The organism is Aquabacterium sp. (assembly GCF_049274795.1).
Lineage (GTDB): Bacteria > Pseudomonadota > Gammaproteobacteria > Burkholderiales > Burkholderiaceae_C > Aquabacterium.
Window position 1 is genome coordinate 47,207 of record NZ_JBASTH010000070.1, and the last position, 21,695, is coordinate 68,901.

Here is a 21,695-nt window from a genome sequence, read left to right on the forward strand (position 1 = left end):
CGCTCAGTGCAGCGACTGCGCGCGGGACAGCACGAAGGCCGGGATGGGCGCGTCGAACCAGCGGGCATCCTCGGACATGCAGAAGTAGGTGCCTTGCATCGTGCCCTGGGGCGTGTTCAGCCGTGTCCAGCTGGTGTATTCGAACTGCTCGCCGGGCTGCAGCAGGGGCTGCTGGCCGATCACGGCCAGGCCACGCACCTCTTCGATGTGGCCGGTGGCGTCGGTGATGACCCAGTGGCGGCCGACGAGCTGCGCCGGCACATCGCCCGTGTTGGCGATGGTGACGGTGTAGGACCAGGCGTACTCGTGCCGGGTCGGGTCGCTGTGCTCTTCAAGGTAGTTGGGGACCACGGAGCAGGTGAATTGGGCTTGGCTCATGGGTTGGGATTCTAGGCAGGCCCGCCAGGCGGGATCTGAACAATACCCCACGGGGTCATAGGGCTGTCATCCAGGCTTGGCACGCTGGCGTCCGTCACACATGTCACGAAGGGGAGCGTTGATCATGGACCGTCGTCGTTGGCTGGCGTCGCTGGGCGCTGCGGGTGCGGGTTTGTCGTTGACCTGGTGGTCGCCCATGGTGCGGGCGGTGCAGTGGCTGTCCACGGGCGAATGGCCCATCGATGCCAACGCGCTGCGCACCGATTCGGCGCGGGTGTTCGACCTGTCCGTGGCCTCCGCGGACCCGAGCCCCACCGGCGTGGTGCTGTGGACGCACATTGCCGACATGGCCGTGCGCCCGGGCGAGCCCTTGTACCTGCAGGTGGCGCTGGACGAGCGCTTCCAGACCCTGCTGCTGCAGGCCCGCATCGACGCCCAGGAGATCACCCCCGAGCGTGACCACACCGTCAAGATCGACCTGGACGGCCAACTGCCCACAACGCAGGGTGGCGGCCCCTTTTTCTACCGCTTCATCTACGACGCCACCGTGAGCCGCACGGGGCGTTGCCGCACCCTGCCGGCCAGCAGCAACCTCAAGCGTTTGAAACTGGGCCTGCTGACCTGCCAGGACTACACCAACGGCTACTACGGCGCCCTGACTCACGTGGCGCAGGACGACACCATCGACTTCGTGCTGCACCTGGGCGATTTCATCTACGAGACGGCCGGCGATCCCCGCTTCCAGAGTCTGCCCTATGCCGACCGTACCCTGGTGCTGCCCTCCGGCGGCCTGGTGGCGCTGGACCTGGCCGACTACCGCTTCATCTACCGCACCTACCGCTCCGACCTGCAACTGCAGGCCGCGATGGAGCGCCACACCTTCATCTGCGTGCCCGACGACCACGAGACGGCCAACGACTGCTACTGGGACTACGCCCGCGACACCCTGGGCGCGCCCGACCACCCCTACACCACCGACCCGCAGTACGGCAACGATGCACGCCTGCTGCGCCAGCTCAAGCTCGATTCGCAGCGCGCCTGGGCCGAGTACGTGCCCGCCCGCGTGGCCCACAACCCGCAGGCCACCCACCCGCACGAGGCGCTCAAGGTCTACCGCCGTTTCACCTTCGGCCGCTTCCTCGACCTGTTCATGATCGAGAACCGCAGCTACCGCAGCCCGCACCCTTGCGGCGAGGGCGATGTGCTGCAGCGTTATGTGCCGCTGGGCTGCACCAAGCTCAACAGCCCCGAGCAGACCCTGCTGGGCGCCACCCAGCGCCAGTGGCTGATCGATGGCCTGACGGGCTCGCGCGCGCAGTGGAAGCTGATGGGCAACCAGACCTTCTTCGGCCGCCTGGCGCTGACTTTCCTGGGCGCGCAGATCGTGCCGCTGAACGTGGACGCCTGGGACGGCTTCGCGGCCGAACGCCGCGCCATCACCGGGGCCGTGCGCGAGGCCGGCGTGCGCAATTTCCTGATCGTCACGGGTGATCTGCACACGCACATTGCCAGCAACGTCAAGCACAACTACGGCAACCTCAACCCGCTGGATGTGGACAACCTGGTGGGTGCCGAGTTCATGACGCCCTCCGTCACCTCGTCCAACCTGGGCGAGATGCTGGGCGCCAAGCTCACCGCGCAGCAGCGCCAGTTGCTGTTCCAGGGCCTGGCCACGCCGGCCGTGCGTCTGAACAACCCGCACATCCAGTTCTTCGACAGCACGCGCCAGGGCTACTCCACCCTGGAGCTGACCGACAGCTTCGCCGAGTGGGTGGCCTACGCTGTCGACAAGGGCGTGAGCCAGGGCCTGCCGGCGCGCACCTGCATCGCCCGGCAGCGCAAGTACACATCCATCCCCTGGCTGATCGGGCAGACGACCTGGGGCTACTGACGGGGCAGGAGCGGGGCGGCCCCAAGTTTTCTACAATGGGCACTCTCGCCCCACCCAGCCCCCAAGAGCCCCGCCATGGCCACCTACCGCATCGCCCCCAGCATCCTGTCCGCCGATTTCGCCCGCTTGGGCGAGGAAGTGCGCAACGTCATCGACGCCGGCGCCGACTGGATCCACTTCGACGTGATGGACAACCACTACGTGCCCAACCTCACGTTCGGGCCCATGGTGTGCCAGGCGTTGCGCAAGCACTCGGTCAAGGCCGACGGCACCAAGGTGCCCATCGACGTGCACCTGATGGTGCAGCCGGTCGATGCGCTGGCCACGGCCTTCGCCAAGTCGGGCGCCGACATCGTCACCTTCCACCCCGATGCCTCCACCCACGTGGACCGCACCCTGCAGCTGATCAAGGCCGAGGGCATCCAGGCCGGGCTGGTGTTCAACCCGGCCACGCCCGTGGACGTGCTGGAGTGGGTGATCGACAAGGTGGACGTGGTCCTCCTGATGAGCGTGAACCCCGGCTTCGGCGGCCAGAGCTTCATCGACAGCACGCTGCGCAAGGCCGAGAAGGTGCGCAAGATCATCGACGCCTCGGGCCGCGACATCCGCCTGGAAATCGATGGCGGCATCAAGGTGGACAACATCCGCCGCGTGGCCGATGCGGGCGCCGACACCTTCGTGGCGGGCAGCGCCATCTTCGGCCAGCCCAGCTACAAGGCCGTGATCGACGCGATGCGTGAGCAACTGGCACGCTGAACTGCCCCTGTTGCGCACAGCCCTGTCTGCTGGCCCCTTCGTGGTGCTGACGGGCGCGGGGCTGAGCACGGGCAGCGGCATCCCGGCCTACCGCGATGCCGAGGGCCGCTGGGCCCACCCCGCACCGGTGCAGCACCAGGCTTTCATGCGCGATGAGGCCGTGCGCCGCCGCTACTGGGCGCGCAGCTTCGTGGGCTGGCAGCGCTTCGGGCAGGCGCAGCCCAATGCCGGGCACCACGCGCTGGCCGAGCTGGAGCGCCAGGGCCATGTGCACACGGTGATCACGCAGAACGTGGATGGCTTGCACCTGGCGGCGGGCAGCCATGCCGTGATCGAACTGCACGGGGCCTTGCGGCAGGTGGTGTGCATGGCCTGTGGCCAGCGCCATGAACGCACGCAGGTGCAGACCTGGCTGCAGGCGCTGAACCCCGGTTTTGATCCGGGCCGCATGGACACCGTCCGCACCGCGCCTGATGGTGATGCGCACCTTGAAGAAGATGTCTATGGCGACTTCAAGGTGCCGGGCTGCCCCGCTTGCGGCGCGGGCCTGCTCAAGCCCGACGTCGTGTTCTATGGCGACAACGTGCCGCGCGAGCGCGTGGCCCAGGCCATGGCTTGTGTGGCGGACGCTGCGGGCCTGCTGGTGGTCGGCTCCTCGCTGATGGTGTATTCAGGCTACCGCTTCGCCGAGCAGGCGGACCGGCTGGGCAAGCCCGTGATCGCCATCAACCAGGGTGTGACGCGGGCCGATGGCCTGCTGGCCTTCAAGATCGAGGCCGATTGCGCGCAGGTGTTGCACATGCTGGCCAAGACTTGACCCTGGTGATGACGCTGGGGCAGCGCGCCGGTCTATGCTTGCCATGAGGAGACGCAGGAGACCCGCATGACACAGCCCAAGGAATACACCCCCGACGCCCCCACCCGCGACCAGATCGATGCCACGACAGGCGTGCAGGTGCTCGAGTTCGGCACCAACTGGTGCGGCATATGCGCCGCGGCGCAGCCCGTGATCACGCAGGCGCTGAGCAAGCAGCAGGAACTGACGCATCTGAAGATTGAAGACGGCCCTGGGAGGCCGCTGGGGCGCTCGTTCAAAGTGAAATTGTGGCCTACGCTGGTGTTTCTGGTGGATGGGCAGGAGGTTGCGCGGGTGGTGCGGCCGACGGATGTGAAGGCCATTGAGGACGCACTGTTACGCTTGGAGGCTGATTGACAAATATCTGGGGCGGCAATGACCGGGATGTTCGACTATTGGGGGAAAGCGAAACCGGTTGACGGAGGCTCTTCGGCCTGGCATCTGTTGCCCTTTCATAGCCTGGATGTTGCTGCTGCGGGCACTGTTTACATCGAGCGCAGCCCCCAAATTCGTGCGCTACTCCAGTACCGACTGGGCTTGCCTGAGGCGCAATTGCTGCCATGGATAGGGTTTTGGCTGGCTTTGCATGACCTGGGCAAGTTTGCGACCACCTTTCAAGGCCAGCGTGAAGACATCCTGCAGAGGGTGCAGCAGCGGATCTGTCGTCATCAATACAGTGAGCGACATGACACCCTGGGCATGCTGCTGTGGCTTGCATTGCAAGAGGATGCTGCTGCAGAAGCCTGGTTCGGGCCAGCCACCGATGATCTCCTTGAAGGGCTGTGCTTCTGGGCACGGGCCATGACGGGGCACCACGGACAACCCCCTAGAGAGTTTGCCAAGGCGCTGGATCCTCACTTTCAGTACCCGTTCGATCAGCGTGCTGCACTCGAATTCGTGCAAGCCATGCGCGGCATGTTCCTGTCTGACATCGACTTTGAACACCCCTGCTTTGCTGACCCGCGTCGATTCCTGAACGTCAGTCGCCAACTGTCCTGGTGGCTGGCTGGCGTGGCCGTGCTGGCAGACTGGATTGGGTCCAACCAGTCGCATTTCCCCTACCGCAGCCAAGCGCAGGATCTGGCCACTTACTGGCAGACAGCCCGGCAGGCTGCTGGGCGGGCCTTGAGCGAAGTGGGCGTGCTGCCCGTGCCTGCCCGGCCAGCCATGGCCTTTCATCAGTTGTTCCCGCATATCCAGCACCCCTCGCCGCTGCAGGCGTGGGCCAGCCAGGTAGCGTTGTCGACCGGGGGGCAAATCCATTTGCTGGAAGACGTCACGGGTGCTGGCAAGACCGAAGCCGCCATGATGCTCACCCACCGGCTGATGAGCCAGGGGCTGGCCGAGGGCTTCTACATGGGGCTGCCCACCATGGCCACGGCCAACGCCATGTATGGCCGGCTGAGCAGCTTCTATGAATGCCTGTTCGATGGCATGGCCAGCCTGTCCTTGGCCAATGGCCAGAGGGACTTGGTGGCAGCGTTCGCTGAATCGGTGCTGCAGCCAGGGCAGACCGAGCGCGATGGGCATCAACTTGATGACACCGCGACAGCGCGCTGCACCGCCTGGCTGGCCGACCACAACAAGCGTGCCCTGCTGGCGCCCGCCGGCGCTGGCACCATCGACCAGGCGCTGATGGCCGTACTGCAAGGCAAGCACCAGTCGTTGCGCCTGCTGGGGCTGTTTCGCAAGGTGCTCATCGTGGATGAAGTGCATGCTTGCGATGCCTACATGCAAGGCGTACTTGAACAGGTGCTGCGTGCCCATGCGTCGGTGGGCGGCAGCGCTATCTTGCTGTCCGCCACCTTGCCGCAGCGCATGAAGCAGGCGCTGCTGGATGCTTTCGCGGAGGGTGGCGGCCAGCTTGTGCCGGCTTCGTCCGAGACGCGCTACCCCCTTGTGACGAGTTGGTCGTTCGCTGAGCCTGGCCGACTTGACTCGCTGGCCATGCCCACGCGCGCCGATGTGCAGCGCACGGTGGATGTGCGCTATCTGGCCGACATTGATGAGGTGGTGGAGGGCATCCGTGCCGCGCTGGCCGAGGGGCGCTGTGTGTGCTGGATGCGCAACACGGTGGCCGAAGCGCTGGACGCCCATGCCCGGTTCGCCGCCGAGTTGACGCCAGACAGGCTGATGTTGTTTCATGCCCGTTTCAGCCTGGGTGACCGGCTCGACATGGAGGGGCGCATCCTGCAGCACTTCGGGTCGCAGAGCACGCCCTCGCTTCGACAAGGGCGATTGGTGATCGCCACCCAGGTTGCAGAGCAATCTCTCGATGCCGACTGGGATTTGGTCGTGAGTGATCTCGCACCCATTGATCGCCTGATCCAGCGTGCCGGCCGGCTGCAGCGGCATCGTCGGAGTGGGGCTGGAGAGCGCTTGGCAGATCCGTCTCAGCCCGATGGACGGGGGCGTGCGTGCCTGTGGGTGCACGGGCCACGCTGGCAGGAATTGCCATCCGCCACCTGGGTCAAGGATGCTTTTCCGAAATCGGCAAAGGTCTACCCACACCACGGGCAACTGTGGTTGACGGCTCGCCTGTTGCAGGAAGGCCAGTTGCGCATGCCCGAAGACGCCAGGCGTCTCATTGAGAGCGTGTTCGGCCAGGACGCGGAACTGCCTGCCTCGTTGATGCAGAACGCGGTGCAGGTCGAAGGCAAAGCCATGAGCGAGGCCTCCGAGTCGCAGAGCAACACGATCAAGCTTGCCAGTGGTTATCAGCGCGGCATCACGGACTGGTGGGACGATGCCCGCACCCCCTCGCGCCTGGGCGAGCCCAGTGTGGATGTCGTGCTGGCCTGCTGGGAGGGTGGGCGTCTGCGGCCGTGGGATGCCTCACGGCCTGAGCACGCCTGGGCCTACAGCACAGTGCGCGTGCCTCAGCGGCTGATCGCCGAAGCCGCAGAACCTGAAGACGAAGAGGCACTGGCGGCCTGGCGACAGGCGCAGTTCAGCCTGCCTGATCAGGGCAAGTGGTCCATCCTGCTGGCCTTGCGGTCAGGCGACTTCGGCTGGCAGGGGGCGGCCCTGATGAAACAAGGGGATCGCCAGATCCGTCGCGACTGGGTCTATGACCCGCTCTCCGGCCTGAAGCCGTTGTCGTCCTGACGCCAGGACCGTAGCGCTCAAGTCGATTGGATCTCTGCCAGCAGTTCGGGGTGTCTGTCGAGCACCTTCAACAATTGCAGCAAGGCCAGTGGCGGCGTGGTCTTGCCTGTTTCATAGCGAGAGAAGGCGTTGACACCCCCCCCGAACAGCTCTGCGGCTTGTCGTTGGTCCAGGGCCAGTTTCTTGCGAACGCGGGCGATCTCGGATGGATCAAAGTGCTGTTCATTGACCTGCTTTTGAAAGGCCCCGATCCATGTGCTGAAGCGGTCGCCTTGCGCCGCATCGAGGATGGCCTCGCCGCAGGCTGGGCAGAAATCACCCGTGATCTGCGGCACGAGGCCTTGCTGACCCTTGTAGTTGTAAGGCAGATCGCGGGTGTCGCGCACCAGTTCGGCGCCACCACAGCTTGGGCATTTCATGGTCACAGCTCCTTGAACGACACGATCAGCAGGTCATCCACCACGGTGAGTTTCAAATAAACGGCCAAACCTGTGGTGGTGTGGGTTCGGTAGACGTCCTGCCAGATCCGGTGATCCGCGTGGGTGGTCATGCTCTTGTGGAAATGGGCGGATGTCAGGGCCATCACCACCTCGCACATGCCGGCCACAGTGTCGATGCCGAGTGCGCGAGCGCCGATCAGGGCGCTGGTGGTGGTGCGCACCTGACCGGCCTGCACCAGCGCTTTCACGACATGCAGCTTGCAATGAGGTGTGCTTTTTTCCACGCTGAAAACCCCTACATTTTTAACCAAATTGGTTATTTTTTCAAGCCGACCCCGATGCGACTCCGCGGTAGCGGCATCCCCAAGGATTTGGGGAACGGTTGGGTCCCGACACCAACCACGGGGCATCCCAAACTTTGATTCGGGAAGCAGACATTGTCCTGCAAAATGAGTTGACAGACACTAACCACTTATGTAATAAATAGCGTACTAAAAATCGCATCGAAAATGGGGAGCCGGTATGTCGCTGTTGACTGAACCATGGATGCCCGTGCGCACCCGCGCAGGCGAACGGCGCTGGATCTCGCCGGAGCAGTTGTCCGATCCGGAGGTACTGGCCTTTGACGCTGACCGTGCCGATTTCAATGGCGCACTGGCCCAGTTCGCCATCGGCCTACTGGCTACGTTCGTGCCGGTGCAAGACACATTTGCCTGGCGGGCCTTGTTCAAAACGCCGCCTCCGCGCACTGACCTGCAGGCCTGGTTTCAACCGGGCGTTGACGCGTTTGTGTACGACGGCGACGGAGCGCGGTTCATGCAGGACAGGGTGCTGGGCGAGTCGGGCGATGTTGGGGTGGCCGCATTGCTCGTCGACTCGCCGGGTGAGAACACCATCAAGAACAACAGCGATCATTTCGTCAAACGCGGTCGCGTCGAGCGGCTATGCCCGCATTGTGCGGTGATTGCCCTGCTGACACTACAGATCAACGCACCCGCCGGCGGTGCCGGTCATCGCACGGGCTTGCGCGGCGGTGGGCCCTTGACGACGCTGCTGGCCTGTCAGCCACCGAAGTCGCTGTGGCATGACCTCTGGCTCAACGTCATCGAGCCGCCTTATCACCACGACCATGGCGGCGATGCGAAGAAGGTGGATGATCACTTCACCTTTCCATGGCTAGCCGACATCACAACCATCCAGCCTGACAAGGGCGAAACCGCGCCCAAGCAAACCCACCCTTTGCACATCTTCTGGGCCATGCCTCGCCGCATCCGGCTTGATTTTCAGGCCACGAGCAGCGGAACCTGCGACCTGTGCCATCGTGCCAGCGACAGGCTGCTCAGTCAGTACAGCACCAAGGCCTATGGCTTGAACTACAAAGGGCCATGGGACCATGTGCTCTCCCCCTACTACCAGACCAAGGAGGGATGGCTGCCCCTGCATCCTCAACCCGGAGGCTTTGGCTATCGCCACTGGCTACCGTGGGTGCTGGGCTCCGGTGACGACAAACAAAAGCAGCGGCCGGCGCGCGTTGTGGAGCGCCATGCGCTGTCCCGGCGACAGAGCACCGTGGGGGGGCAATTCCAGATCTGGGCCTTCGGTTTCGACATGGACAACATGAAGGCCCGCTGCTGGTACGAGGCCCGCTTGCCTCTGTACAACCTGGATGACTGTGCCGCATCGGACTTGCGGCGCCTTGAGGTGGTGATCAATCGCTGGCTGGAGGGCGCACGCTTTGCCCGCTATGCCCTGAGCAGCGCCGTCAAGTCGGCGTGGTTCAAGCTGGATGCACGGGGTGACTTCAGCCTGGTCGATGCCCGGTTTTGGGCACAAACGGAAGAGGCCTTCTACCGCAACCTGCGGGATGTGATCGATGAAGTGCGGGGCGGTGCCGTGCAAGACCACGAAGCCCTTGACGAGCGGTGGTTGCAGACCTTGAGTCAAGTATGCCGCGACCTGTTTGACAAAGAGTTCGTCGGATCGGGCCTGATCGACCGGCAGAATCCGCGCCGCGTGGCCGATGCCCATAAGCTGCTGCTCAACACCTTGAACGGCAGCAAGCTCAGGCAACTGCTGGCCCTGCCCACACTGGATGTCGGCAAGCCTGTTAAAGCACGCCCCGCCAAGGCAGCCAAGACCAAGAACAAGGAGGAAGCATGAAACTGAACGAAGAAGCCGGCGTGGGCCAAGCCATCATCGATTGGTGGACAAAACTGGAAGAGCACGACCGCGGCGGGCGAGCCCAGCTACGTCGCGCCGCCACCGTGCTCGATGCCCTGATGTGCCCCGCCTTCCAGCGTTTGCAACGGCGCCTGGTGGCCATCCAACCCGAGTTGCTCAGCTCACCGCGGAAGCTGGATCGCCTGGCCATGGCCTGCGCCCTCATGAGCCACGTCAAGCGTCCTGGCGCGGATTCTTTGCCAAAGGCCATGAGTCACCCCAAACCAGGGCAAGACCGCAATCCGGTGAGCGAATTACGCTTTCGTCGCTTGCTCGATGCGCCCGATGACGATGCTTTGTTCACGGGTCTGCGCCGGGCCTTGCCCCTGATCGGTGACGGGCAAGTGAACTTGCTGTGCCTGACGGAAGACGTTCTCTTCTGGGGCGACACCGTCAAGCGCAATTGGGCCTATGCCTATGTCTGGCCGACCAAGTGATGCACGCGCCTGCCCGCTGCTTTCGAACTTTGAACCAGGGAGACCACCTCATGTCTGATTTCATCCAGCTGCACATCCTCACCAGCCATGCCCCCGCCAACCTCAACCGAGACGACACCGGCCGCCCCAAGACGGCGCTCATGGGCGGCACCAATCGTCTGCGCATTTCTTCTCAAAGCCAGAAGCGGGCTTGGCGCACTTCTGATGTATTCGAGTCCGCCTTGGGTGAGCACTTGGGGGTACGTACCAAGTCTTTTGGCCGTGACCTCTATCAGGTCATGAAGGATGGTGGGGCAGATGAAAAGAAGGCGCGCGAATGGGCCCGCCAGATTGCGGCCACCTTCGGTAAGCCCAAGGCTGACAAGAAGCAGGACAACGATGAAGACCTGCAGATCGAACAACTGGCGCACATCTTGCCGGCCGAACGTGAAGCGGCCATCGCGCTGGCCAAGGTTTGTGCAGAACGCAAGGCCGGGCCCGAAGAAGCCGAACTCAAGTTGCTGACCCGGGATGCACATGCGGTGGACGTGGCCATGTTTGGCCGCATGCTGGCCGATGAACCCGATTTCAATGTAGAGGCCGCTGTGCAGGTGTCTCACGCCTTCACGGTGCACCGCGCGGAAGTCGAAGACGACTACTTCAGTGCCGTCGATGACCTCAACCCGCGTGGTGCCGGGCACATCGGCGAACGTGGCTACGGCGCCGGCCTGTTCTACCTGTACCTGTGCATCAACCGGACATTGCTCGAGCAGAACCTGCATGGCGACAAGGCTCTGGCCGACAAGGCTTTGAGCGCCCTGCTGCAGGCCGTCACGAAGGTCACGCCTACAGGCATGCAGAACAGCTTTGCCTCGCGGGCTTACGCTGGCTATGTGATGGCCGAAAAAGGCCCCCAGCAACCGCGCAGCCTGTCTCAGGCCTTCATCAAACCTGTGCAGGCATGGGGTGATCGCTCCATGCTGACCGCGGCCATTGAGGCGCTGGAGGCGCAACAGAAGAACTTCGATACCGTGTACGGAGACTGCGCCGACGATCGCTGCGTCATGAATGCAGAGGCTGGCGCCGGCTCGCTCAAGGCACTGACGGCATTCGTGCAGGGCTGAAGCCATGCCCCAGTACCTTATCTTTCAGATCAAGGGGGCGATGGCCTCCTGGGGGGAAGCCGCTGTCGGTGAGTACCGCGGCAGCGATGACCGTCCGACCGCCTCTGCATTGGGTGGGTTGCTGGCGGCGGCGCTGGGTTTGCGCAGGGACCAGGAGGCCGATCTGCAGGCGCTGCACGCAGGCTATCTGTTTGGCGTGGAGGTGTGGGAGAGTGGCGCCCTCCTGCGGGACTATCACACCATCCAGGTACCAGGCCGCAGCACCCTCAAGGGGCAGAAGCACGTGACGCGCAAGGATGAACTGGCTTTTCGGCGCACAGACCTCAACACGATCCTGTCCACACGCGACCACCGGCTGAACGTGCATCACCTGGTGGCTGTTCAGGCCCATGCGCACGCACCCCACACGCTGGCGCGATTGCGCGAGGCTTTGTTGAAGCCTGCCTTCGTGCTTTACCTGGGGCGCAAGTCTTGCCCGCTGTCGGCGCCGCTGCATCCCTGCGTGATCGATGCAGAGCATCTCATGGCGGCCTTCGCGCAGTACCGCCATGGCTTGGCGGGCAATGCCGACGCAGGCCTGCCCCGGGCTCTGGCTTGGGCCGATGGTATGGAGGCAGGCATGCCTTCCCATCTGTCCGTGACCCGCAAGGACCGCCTGATCCACCGAGGCGCCTGGCAGCATGGCGAACGGGTTGAACACCTGGCCATGTTGCAGGCACCAGCAGAAAGGGCATGACATGCACTTCAGTGTGATCACCCCTCAGCCCGGACGTGAGCGTGAGGCCGTGCATCAGATGCTCCGCGGGCCTTACCGAGAACACCAATGGTTGTGGCGCCTGTTTCCATCAGAGCCTGGCACCCAGCGTGACCACATCTATCGCCGGATGGATCAGGGCCATGTGCCCCGCTATTGCGTCGTGTCGGCCCGTGAGCCCGTGGCCGATAGCGACGTGTGGCTGATTCGCTCGCGGCCCTATCAGCCCAGCCTGGCTGTAGGCGACGTTCTGGAGTTCGAGTTGTGCGCCAACCCGGTCGTGACACGGTCTGATGGGGGCAAGTCGCGCCGACATGACGTGGTGATGGATGCCAAGAAAAAGTTGGCACAACGAGCCATCGGACATGACGCGTACCAATTGATGCACGATGCCTGCGAAGCCTGGTTGGTCAAACAAGGCAAGCACCATGGCTTTGTGCCGCATGAAGGCAGCCTGTCTGTCGAGGGGTATGCCCAGCACGTTGTCAAGGATGGCAAGCTGCGCTTTTCCACGGTTGATTTCCGAGGTGCCTTGACGGTGGAGGACCCCGCACTGTTTGCTCGGATGCTGGGGCGAGGGCTGGGCCATGCCAAGGCCTTTGGCTGTGGCTTGATGCTGGTTCGCAGACCGATCTGAGCATGCCCAGCAACCTGCTTCCGCCGCTCAAGCCCATTCCCATCAAGGAGCGGTTGTCGGTCATCTTCATTGAGCGAGGTGAAATCGACGTGGTCGATGGCGCCTTCGTCGTGGTGGATTGCCAGGGCGAGCGTGTGCGGCCGGTGCTCACCCATGTGCCGGTGGGGGGTGTGGCCTGCATCATGCTGGAGCCTGGCACGCGCGTGTCCCATCGGGCCGCGGCATTGGCGGCACGCGTAGGCACTTTGCTGGTTTGGGTAGGCGAAGCGGGGGTGCGGCTTTACTCCGCGGGCCAGCCTGGAGGGGCCAGATCGGACCGCCTGTTGTATCAGGCCCGGCTGGCGTTGGACGACGACTTGCGGTTGAAGGTGGTGCGTAAGATGTACGCCGTCCGTTTCGGAGAAGAGCCGCCCCAGCGTCGCAGCGTTGATCAGTTGCGTGGCATTGAGGGCGCTCGGGTCAGGCGCACTTACCAGTTGCTGGCGCAGAAGTTCGGGGTACCCTGGAAGGGGCGTGATTACAACCCGGAAACTTGGGATGCCTCCGATCTGCCCAACCGATGCCTGTCTGCCGCCACCGCATGCCTGTACGGCGTGACCGAAGCGGCGGTGTTGGCTGCGGGCTATGCGCCGGCGGTGGGTTTCATCCACACGGGCAAACCGCTCTCATTCGTGTATGACATCGCTGATCTCTACAAGTTCGAGACTGTGGTGCCGGTGGCGTTCAAGATTGCGGCTTCGCATCCTGCGCAAGCTGACCGGGCCGTGCGGTTGGCATGCCGGGATGTGTTCCGGCAGACGAAGCTGCTGGAGCGCATCATTCCTGACATTGAGACGGTACTGTCTGCTGGAGAAATCCAGCCGCCCGATCCATCGCCGGATGCGGTAGGCCCCGCTCTGCCCAACCCTGAAGGCATTGGTGATGCTGGTCATCGTGCTTGAGAACGCACCACCGCGTTTGCGGGGGCGTCTGGCCGTGTGGATGCTGGAGGTGCGTGCTGGCGTGTATGTCGGTAACTATTCGCGCAAGGTGCGCGAGAACATCTGGGATCAGGTGGTTGAGGGCATTGATGAGGGCAATGCGGTGATGGCATGGCAGGCGCGTAATGAACTAGGCTTTGAAGTCAAGACCACGGGCAAAAACAGGCGGATTCCTGTGGAGTTTGACGGTGTCCAGTTGGTGAGCTTTTTCCCGTCTGTGGACGGGTGATGTCGTTGCTCTTTAACAAGTAGATTTGCGTGCTAAAAAACTGGTAGAAAATTGATGGTGAGAATTTCTCTTTGAAATCAAAGAGATAGAGGAAGAGTGTTCCCCACGCATGTGGGGATGAACCGTTCTCGGCGTAGGACTGACAGATGCGCAGTACGTGTTCCCCACGCATGTGGGGATGAACCGCTGACGTTGCGGCCCGGCTTCATCACCCGACGGTGTTCCCCACGCATGTGGGGATGAACCGCGCCCACACAGATCACCGCGTATTCCTTGATCGTGTTCCCCACGCATGTGGGGATGAACCGGACTAGAGCTGTAGGCCATGCCTCCCGGCACTGTGTTCCCCACGCATGTGGGGATGAACCGCCAGGCCGGCGGCAGCTACTCGCTGGACTACGGTGTTCCCCACGCATGTGGGGATGAACCGCGATGGCCACAGACGAGCGCACAGCCCCCGCTGTGTTCCCCACGCATGTGGGGATGAACCGGTGGCGCCGACGTCCGCGCTGGCGATCTCGTCGTGTTCCCCACGCATGTGGGGATGAACCGTCCGATCCAGATCATCCCGAGCGCTACGAGTTCGTGTTCCCCACGCATGTGGGGATGAACCGTACCCGTTGGCCATCACCCCCTCCTGGATGATCGTGTTCCCCACGCATGTGGGGATGAACCGCAGTACGGCCTGAAGGACCCGAACGACCTCAACGTGTTCCCCACGCATGTGGGGATGAACCGTTTCGCGCCATGGTGGAGGCCGTGACGTCATGCGTGTTCCCCACGCATGTGGGGATGAACCGACTGGGAGATGCCGGAACACGGGCGTCAGACGGTGTTCCCCACGCATGTGGGGATGAACCGAACTCGACCGGCGTCGATGTTGACGTGCGGGTGTGTTCCCCACGCATGTGGGGATGAACCAGGCGGTGCGCTGTAGCGGCGCCGTAGTTCGCCGGTGTTCCCCACGCATGTGGGGATGAACCGCACGTGATCGATGCCCCTGAGATTGAGCCACCTGTGTTCCCCACGCATGTGGGGATGAACCGATCGGCGGCGACAATCGCCTGTTTTTGTCCGTGTGTTCCCCACGCATGTGGGGATGAACCGTAGGCGGGATTGAGCTCGGAGCCACCACCGCGGTGTTCCCCACGCATGTGGGGATGAACCGCACCCGCGCACGGGCCTGTGGCAGTGTGCGCCGTGTTCCCCACGCATGTGGGGATGAACCGTGTTCCATCGGCGTTCACTCCGGCGTTGTAGTCGTGTTCCCCACGCATGTGGGGATGAACCGGTCGCCCAAGACGGCATCGACAAGAAGAACAGGTGTTCCCCACGCATGTGGGGATGAACCGTCCGCACTGAACCGGCCGACCTCGCGAACACGGTGTTCCCCACGCATGTGGGGATGAACCGCCATCGCCCAATCCCGCAACGTTGGTCTTACCCGTGTTCCCCACGCATGTGGGGATGAACCGTGGATCCGCTCCACAAGTTGGGGTGCGCAGCGGTGTTCCCCACGCATGTGGGGATGAACCGCCACTAGCTTGGATGCTCGCAATTGGGTGATGGTGTTCCCCACGCATGTGGGGATGAACCGATGCTGCAGGGCCTGGACTACAGCGCGGGCGAGTGTTCCCCACGCATGTGGGGATGAACCGCGAACGGCCTTGAGGCTGTCCCGGTCGAAGTCGTGTTCCCCACGCATGTGGGGATGAACCGGCGGCATAGAGGCAGCCCTGGCAACCGCCAGCGTGTTCCCCACGCATGTGGGGATGAACCGGCTACAACCCCCACCTGGCCGATGCTGATGCCGTGTTCCCCACGCATGTGGGGATGAACCGTCATCGAAACGGATGGCGGGTGGATCGCTTTCGTGTTCCCCACGCATGTGGGGATGAACCGCCCTGGTCACGCAGCACCTGGTTCTGCGCTTCGTGTTCCCCACGCATGTGGGGATGAACCGTGAACGCACTGCGCAGGGCCTGCGGCCCGGTGGTGTTCCCCACGCATGTGGGGATGAACCGCTCGACTCGGCGGTTGATCCGGATCTTGCGGCGTGTTCCCCACGCATGTGGGGATGAACCGCGCTGCCGTAGGTCTTGCCCGTGATCTCCACCGTGTTCCCCACGCATGTGGGGATGAACCGTGGCTCTTCCAGTTCGAGGATCTGGCCGGTGAGTGTTCCCCACGCATGTGGGGATGAACCGGTGCGCAATGGTGAGTTGCAGGGGGCCGATCTGTGTTCCCCACGCATGTGGGGATGAACCGCGCCAGCCATCTTACCCACTGCTTGAAAGGAGCGTGTTCCCCACGCATGTGGGGATGAACCGTCGAAGTCCTCACCGTCATCGGCGGCCGGTGCGTGTTCCCCACGCATGTGGGGATGAACCGACAGTCCTGCAGCAGGCCGAGTTGATAAAGGCGTGTTCCCCACGCATGTGGGGATGAACCGAATTTCCAGCGCGTCAGGCCCGTCGTCGTGATGTGTTCCCCACGCATGTGGGGATGAACCGCGCGATGCGCTGATTCAGATCGGCCCCACAGAGTGTTCCCCACGCATGTGGGGATGAACCGTTGTGGGCGAAACGGGGGGCGGCAACGCGTTAGTGTTCCCCACGCATGTGGGGATGAACCGCCCGCGCCTGAGCTGGGCGACACGATCTGGTGGTGTTCCCCACGCATGTGGGGATGAACCGCTGCAGGCGATGACACCGCAGACCTGGCCGGCGTGTTCCCCACGCATGTGGGGATGAACCGTGGGTGCGGGCGGCTTCCTGTCCGTCACCGGCGTGTTCCCCAACGCATGTGGGGATGAACCGAACTGCGAGCTGAGGTTGCCGATAGGCAGACCGTGTTCCCTGCACATGCGATGAATCTACCTTGCAGTATCCACAGGAACGTCTGGATACACGCGCGCCGTGTTCGTGCACTTTCGCCCGCTATCCTTGCACGCATGCCCAGCAAGCCCCTGACCATCAATTCCCGTCTGCCCGAAGTCGGCACCACCATCTTCACCGTGATGTCGGCCCTGGCGCAGGAGCATGGGGCGCTCAACCTCTCGCAGGGCTTCCCGGATTTCGAGCCACCGTCGGAACTGATCGGCCTGCTGGACAAGCACGCCCGCGCCGGCCACAACCAGTACCCGCCCATGGCGGGTGTGCCCGCGCTGCGCGAGGCCATCGCGGCCAAGGTGCACGCCCTGTACGGCGCCGCGTATGACCCGGGCACCGAGGTCACCGTCACGGCCGGTGCCACGCAGGCCATCTTCACCGCCGTGGCCGCGCTGGTGCGCCCGGGCGACGAGGTGATCGTGTTCGCGCCGGTGTACGACAGCTATGGCCCGGCCATCCGCCTCAACGGCGGCACGCCCGTGGTGTCCACGCTCAAGCAGCCTGACTATCGCCCTGACTGGGACGAGGTGCGCCGCCTGATCGGCCCGCACACGCGCATGATCATCTTCAACACGCCGCACAACCCCACCGGCACGGTATGGACGGCAGAAGATCTGCAGGCCTTGCAGGCCCTGGTCGAAGGCACCGACATCGTCATCGTCAGTGACGAGGTCTACGAGCACATGGTGTTCGACGGCGTGCGCCATGAAAGCGTGATGCGCTACTCCGCTTTGGCTGAGCGCAGCTTCGTGGTCTCCAGCTTCGGCAAGACTTATCACATCACCGGCTGGAAGGTGGCCTACTGCCTGGCCCCGCGTGCGCTGATGGCGGAGTTCCGCAAGGCGCACCAGTTCATCGTGTTCACGGTGCATGCGCCGTCGCAGCATGCGCTGGCCGAGTTCATGGTCAAGCCCGGCTGGTATGAACAACTGCGTGCGCTCTACCAGGGCAAGCGCGATATCTTCCGCCAGGCGCTGAGCGGTTCGCGCTTCGAGCTGCTGCCCTGCCAGGGCACCTACTTCCAGTGCGTGAAGTACGGCGCCATCAGCGACGAGGGCGATGTGGCCTTCGTGCAGCGGCTCACGCGCGAGCATGGCGTGGCGGCTATTCCGGTCTCAGCCTTCTACCCCGGTGGCGATGACCATGGAGTGATCCGATTCTGTTTCGCCAAATCGGCGGCCACCCTGGGCCGTGCGCTGGAGACGCTGGTCAAGCTGTAAGCCGGCGCGCTCACGTCCCTCACATCCACAAGGCGCGGCATGGACCGCGCTTTTTTGTTGTCTGGCCGGGCTGTGCCCTGCGGTGTCCGTTAATCCGTGGCTTGCACCAGGCGCGCGCTCAGGGTTATCCAGCGTCACGCTCGGCTTTGTGCATCCATGCACCAGCTTCGGGGCTTTTGCCTGCCTGGTGAAACATCTGGCGCGCCAAACGCGTGAACTGCATCGCGGTCGGTCTGGCACATCGTTTGCACTAACTTGATCTGTAAACAATACAGACTTAAAGTGATTTGACTTCACCCCCTGGCGTCCACGCCGTCCATGAAAGAGGTTTCTCATGACAGCTTCCACGCAGAGTTCCTACTTCGCGCCCCGCCGTCTCGGCCATGTGAATCTTTGGGTCGATGACATCCCCACCTCCGAACGCTTCTACAGCGAGGTCTGCGGCCTGACCGTCGAGTTCACCGAACCCGAACTGGTCGCCACCTTCCTGGGCACGGGCCACACCCCGCATGACCTGGGCATGATCCAGAAGACCAATGGCGTGGACCGCTACGGCAAGGACGGCCTGCTGCAGCTGCCCGGCACCATCGGCCTGCATGCCGGCCTGAACCACCTGGCCTGGGAGCTGGAGAACGAGGCCGAACTGGTCGATGCCTTCCGCCGCCTCAAGGCCGACAACGTGGACACCGACATCACCGTGGACCACCAGGTGGCGCACAGCGTGTACGTGTTCGACCCGGACGGCAACTACAACGAGTTCTACTGCGACACCGTGAAGGATTGGCGCAGCGTGCTGCACGGCCCGATGGAGCTGATCACCAGCTACTGGGATCCGCTCACGGCCGAAGGCTTCACCGAAGGCCGCTACGACACCGAGCCCGTGCTGCGCACGCACCCCTCGGCGCCGCTGCAACCGCGCCGCATCACGCACGCCGTGCTCAAGACCGCGAAGATCGACGAGATGGAGCGCTTCTACACGCACATCGGCGGCCTGCGCGTGGTGGCCCGCCGCGAAGGCGTGGTCTACCTGGGCGGTACCGAGGACGCGCAATACGAACACAACCTGGTGCTGGTGCCGGCCGATGCGCCCAGCTACGACCATGCCAGCTTCCAGCTCGACAGCGATGCCACGCTGGACAAGGCCATTGCCGGCCTGCAAAAGCAAGGCGTGACCATCGCCCGCAAGGTGGATCTGCCCTGGAAGCGGTCCATCTTCCTGATCGATCCCGATGGCCTGGGCAGCGAGTGGTACGTGCGGCGCGACGCGCCCATCGACCTGGCGGCCCGTGGCGATGTGGCCTTGTCCGACGCGGCCTGATCCCCGGGGCGCCTGACGCCCTTCACCCTTCCGACAGATCTGTTGGCTGCCCCTGCGCGGGGCCGGCCTGGAGCAACTCACCATGACAAGAAGCGCAATCATCTCTGGCGGCGGCATCGGCGGGCTGGCCACCGCGGTGGCCCTGGGCCAGCGCGGCTGGGACGTGACCGTCTACGAGCGCCAGCCCGAACTGCGGGCCGCGGGCTCGGGCATCTACATCTGGGAGAACGGCCTGCGCGTGCTCGAATCCCTGGGCGCCTATGAGGAAGCCACCGAAGGCGCCTTCCGCGGCACGCATTTCGAGCAGCGCGACAACCTCAACGGCATCATCGAATCAGCCCCCATCGGGGCCGACAAGCGCCTGCTCACGGTGTTGCGCAGCAGGCTGCTGAGTTCACTCAAGTCGTCTTGCGATCGGTTTGGCGTCAAGGTCGTCACCAACACCGAAACGATTGGCGCCACGGCGCGCGGCGAGCTGATCCTGTCCAACGGCAGCACCGTGCGCGCCGACCTGGCCGTGGGCGTGGATGGCGTGTGGTCACGTGTGCGCCAGAGCCTGGGCCTGGAGTTGCTGCACGAGCAGACCCGCGAAGGCGCGCTGCGCACCATGATCGAAGCCCGCCCCGGCGATTTCGCGCCGCAAGACCAGGGCAAGTACATCGAGAACTGGAACGGCATGCGCCGCTTCCTGATCACGCCCGTCAACGCCACGCAGATCTACCTGGCGCTGACCTGCCCGCACGATGACGAAGCCGCCCGCGGCATCCCCATCGACAAGCAGCTGTGGACCGAGTCCTTCCCGCAGTGGGCCCACCTGATCGACCGCATCGGTGGCCCGGCCAGCTGGGGCGTCTACAGCGTGACGCGTGCGCGCCAGTGGTCGGCTGGCCGCACCGCCATCGTCGGTGATGCGGCCCATGCCCAGCCGCCCAACCTGGGCCAGGGCGGCGGCATGGCCATGCAGAACGGCTTGGCCCTGGCCGTGGCGCTGGAGAAGGCGCAAGACGTGCGCGACATCCCCGCCGCACTCGAAGCCTGGGAGGCCGCCGAGCGCCCCTTGATCGAGCACTGCCAACGCTGGTCCATCTTGTACGGCGAAGTCACCTACCTGCCTGATGAAGTGCGCTCGCGCGTGATCCGTTCGGCCATGAGCGATCCCTACATCGCCGGCCAGGTCTTCAAGGCCGCCAACAGCGAGCCGACGGGCACCGTTGCACCACGCGGCTGAATGCTTCAACCCCTTTCCCCTCACCCACACCACCCCAGGATCCTCATGAACAAGCTTTCCCAGTTCTTCGGCGCCGCCAGTGTGGCGATCGCGGCCACGATGGCCGCCCCCCTCGCATCGGCGGCCGAGCCCGTGCGCATCGGCCTGAGCATGGCCAAGACGGGCGACTTCGCCCCGGCCGGCGTGGGCCAGCTCAACGCCTACCAGCTGTGGGCTGACCGCGTGAACGCGGCCGGTGGCCTGAACGTGGCCGGCACCAAGCGCCCCGTGCAGCTGGTGGTCTACGACGACCAGTCCGACCCCGGCAAGGCCGCGGCCATCTACGAGAAGCTGATCACCAGCGACAAGGTGGACCTGCTGTTGTCGCCCTGGGGATCGCCCGCGCACTTCGCGGTGGTGGGGGTGCTGGAGCGCTACAAGTTCCCGATGGTGGGCAGCTCGGCGGCCTCGCTGCAGATCCGCTCCATCAAGGCCAAGAACATCTGGTTCCCGACCTCGGCCATCCCCGACATGCTGGGCGCCGACCTGGCCAAGATGATGAAGGCGCAAGGCGTGAAGACGGCCGCCATCAGCACCATCCAGCTGCCGTTCCCGCAGGAGATCAAGCGCTTCCTGGTGCCCGCCGCCGAGAAGGAAGGCATCAAGATCGTCTACAACCAGGAGTACTCGCCCGGCATCAAGGACATGACCGGCAGCCTGGCGGCCATCAAGCGCGCTGCGCCCGATGCCGTGATCTCGCTGTCCTACCCGCAGGATTCGATCCTGTACCTCAAGCAGGCGCGTGAGCAGAACATCGTGGCGCCCTTCCAGTTCGTGGCGATCGGCCCGTCGACAGCCTTCTTCGGCAAGATGTTCGGCGCCAACATGGACAACATCGTCACGCTGGGCCACTGGTCGCCCTACCAGAAGGCCTGGCCCAAGGCCATGCCCTTCTTCGAGGCCTACTCGGCCAAGTACGGCGAAGCCCCTGACTACCTGGACGTGTCCCTGGCCTGGGTGTCCTGCGAGATCCTGGAGCAGGCCGTGGCCAAGGCCGGCCTGGACAAGGACAAGCTGCGCACCACGATCGCCAGCACCACCTTCGACACCATCAACGGCCCCGTGGCCTTCGACGGCGTGCAGAACAAGCTGACACCGGCCATGTTCCTGCAGTTCCAGGGCGGCAAGGGCCAGATCGTGTACCCGGCCAAGCAGCAGACCGCGCCCTTCCAGAAGAAGACCGGCTGGCAGAAGTAAGCCGAAAGCCGAG

19 protein-coding genes and 1 CRISPR repeat array are annotated in these 21,695 nt (G+C 64.0%); of the genes, 16 read left to right on the forward strand and 3 right to left on the reverse strand.

Annotated features, from left to right (window positions below; translation table 11 throughout):
* Positions 1-3: 3 nt before the first annotated feature.
* Positions 4-378, reverse strand: a complete 375-nt coding sequence (gene apaG / locus WAQ08_RS10295) for a Co2+/Mg2+ efflux protein ApaG (protein ID WP_422191482.1) — start codon at positions 376-378, stop codon at positions 4-6.
* 124 nt (positions 379-502) lie between these two features.
* On the opposite strand from apaG, the gene WAQ08_RS10300 reads away from it, so the two are divergent.
* The 5 genes from WAQ08_RS10300 to cas3 all read left to right on the forward strand — a co-directional run bounded on the left by WAQ08_RS10300 (position 503) and on the right by cas3 (position 6,989).
* Complete coding sequence (locus WAQ08_RS10300) at positions 503-2,269, forward strand: alkaline phosphatase D family protein (protein ID WP_422191483.1); 1,767 nt, start codon at positions 503-505, stop codon at positions 2,267-2,269.
* Positions 2,270-2,344: 75 nt separating this feature from the next.
* Positions 2,345-3,025 (forward strand): ribulose-phosphate 3-epimerase, encoded by a 681-nt coding sequence (gene rpe, locus WAQ08_RS10305; protein WP_422191484.1) that lies wholly within the window; start codon positions 2,345-2,347, stop codon positions 3,023-3,025.
* The gene (locus WAQ08_RS10310) at positions 3,006-3,842 is read left to right on the forward strand and encodes an NAD-dependent protein deacetylase (protein ID WP_422191485.1); all 837 of its coding nucleotides are present in this window, start codon (positions 3,006-3,008) and stop codon (positions 3,840-3,842) included. The genes rpe and WAQ08_RS10310 overlap by 20 nt, the downstream gene beginning before the upstream one ends.
* A gap of 66 nt (positions 3,843-3,908) precedes the next feature.
* Positions 3,909-4,238 carry a thioredoxin family protein gene (locus tag WAQ08_RS10315; RefSeq protein ID WP_422191486.1) on the forward strand — a complete coding sequence of 110 codons (330 nt, stop codon included), beginning with the start codon at positions 3,909-3,911 and terminating at the stop codon, positions 4,236-4,238.
* 27 nt (positions 4,239-4,265) lie between these two features.
* Complete coding sequence (gene cas3 / locus WAQ08_RS10320) at positions 4,266-6,989, forward strand: CRISPR-associated helicase Cas3' (RefSeq protein WP_422191487.1); 2,724 nt, start codon at positions 4,266-4,268, stop codon at positions 6,987-6,989.
* A 17-nt stretch (positions 6,990-7,006) separates the two neighbouring features.
* On the opposite strand, the gene WAQ08_RS10325 is transcribed toward cas3, so the two are convergent.
* Positions 7,007-7,408 carry a type II TA system antitoxin MqsA family protein gene (locus WAQ08_RS10325; protein WP_422191488.1) on the reverse strand — a complete coding sequence of 134 codons (402 nt, stop codon included), beginning with the start codon at positions 7,406-7,408 and terminating at the stop codon, positions 7,007-7,009.
* A 2-nt stretch (positions 7,409-7,410) separates the two neighbouring features.
* A complete protein-coding gene (locus WAQ08_RS10330; RefSeq protein ID WP_422191585.1) occupies positions 7,411-7,713 on the reverse strand; it encodes a type II toxin-antitoxin system MqsR family toxin in 303 nt (100 codons plus the stop codon).
* A gap of 238 nt (positions 7,714-7,951) precedes the next feature.
* On the opposite strand from WAQ08_RS10330, the gene casA reads away from it, so the two are divergent.
* The 11 genes from casA to WAQ08_RS10385 all read left to right on the forward strand — a co-directional run bounded on the left by casA (position 7,952) and on the right by WAQ08_RS10385 (position 21,682).
* Positions 7,952-9,589 carry a type I-E CRISPR-associated protein Cse1/CasA gene (gene casA, locus WAQ08_RS10335; protein ID WP_422191489.1) on the forward strand — a complete coding sequence of 546 codons (1,638 nt, stop codon included), beginning with the start codon at positions 7,952-7,954 and terminating at the stop codon, positions 9,587-9,589.
* Positions 9,590-9,609: 20 nt separating this feature from the next.
* On the forward strand, positions 9,610-10,086 hold the full coding sequence (gene casB, locus WAQ08_RS10340; RefSeq protein WP_422191490.1) for a type I-E CRISPR-associated protein Cse2/CasB: 477 nt from the start codon (positions 9,610-9,612) through the stop codon (positions 10,084-10,086).
* Between the two features lie 50 nt (positions 10,087-10,136).
* Positions 10,137-11,189: a type I-E CRISPR-associated protein Cas7/Cse4/CasC gene (gene cas7e / locus WAQ08_RS10345; RefSeq protein ID WP_422191491.1), complete on the forward strand. Its 1,053-nt coding sequence runs from the start codon at positions 10,137-10,139 to the stop codon at positions 11,187-11,189.
* Between the two features lie 4 nt (positions 11,190-11,193).
* Positions 11,194-11,925 (forward strand): type I-E CRISPR-associated protein Cas5/CasD, encoded by a 732-nt coding sequence (cas5e, locus tag WAQ08_RS10350; RefSeq protein WP_422191492.1) that lies wholly within the window; start codon positions 11,194-11,196, stop codon positions 11,923-11,925.
* A 1-nt stretch (position 11,926) separates the two neighbouring features.
* The gene (cas6e, locus tag WAQ08_RS10355; RefSeq protein WP_422191493.1) at positions 11,927-12,580 is read left to right on the forward strand and encodes a type I-E CRISPR-associated protein Cas6/Cse3/CasE; all 654 of its coding nucleotides are present in this window, start codon (positions 11,927-11,929) and stop codon (positions 12,578-12,580) included.
* Positions 12,581-12,582: 2 nt separating this feature from the next.
* On the forward strand, positions 12,583-13,521 hold the full coding sequence (cas1e, locus tag WAQ08_RS10360; protein ID WP_422191494.1) for a type I-E CRISPR-associated endonuclease Cas1e: 939 nt from the start codon (positions 12,583-12,585) through the stop codon (positions 13,519-13,521).
* Positions 13,502-13,789, forward strand: a complete 288-nt coding sequence (gene cas2e / locus WAQ08_RS10365; protein WP_422191495.1) for a type I-E CRISPR-associated endoribonuclease Cas2e — start codon at positions 13,502-13,504, stop codon at positions 13,787-13,789. Before cas1e ends, cas2e begins: the two co-directional genes overlap by 20 nt.
* A 96-nt stretch (positions 13,790-13,885) precedes the next feature.
* Positions 13,886-16,608: direct repeats of the CRISPR family, unit length 29 nt; unit sequence GTGTTCCCCACGCATGTGGGGATGAACCG.
* A 134-nt stretch (positions 16,609-16,742) separates the two neighbouring features.
* Positions 16,743-17,900 carry a pyridoxal phosphate-dependent aminotransferase gene (locus tag WAQ08_RS10370; protein ID WP_422191496.1) on the forward strand — a complete coding sequence of 386 codons (1,158 nt, stop codon included), beginning with the start codon at positions 16,743-16,745 and terminating at the stop codon, positions 17,898-17,900.
* A 334-nt stretch (positions 17,901-18,234) separates the two neighbouring features.
* Entirely contained in the window at positions 18,235-19,218 is a 984-nt protein-coding gene (locus WAQ08_RS10375) for a VOC family protein (protein WP_422191497.1), read from the forward strand.
* Between the two features lie 82 nt (positions 19,219-19,300).
* Complete coding sequence (locus WAQ08_RS10380) at positions 19,301-20,446, forward strand: FAD-dependent oxidoreductase (RefSeq protein WP_422191498.1); 1,146 nt, start codon at positions 19,301-19,303, stop codon at positions 20,444-20,446.
* 45 nt (positions 20,447-20,491) lie between these two features.
* Positions 20,492-21,682, forward strand: a complete 1,191-nt coding sequence (locus WAQ08_RS10385; protein WP_422191499.1) for an amino acid ABC transporter substrate-binding protein — start codon at positions 20,492-20,494, stop codon at positions 21,680-21,682.
* Positions 21,683-21,695 lie beyond the last annotated feature (13 nt).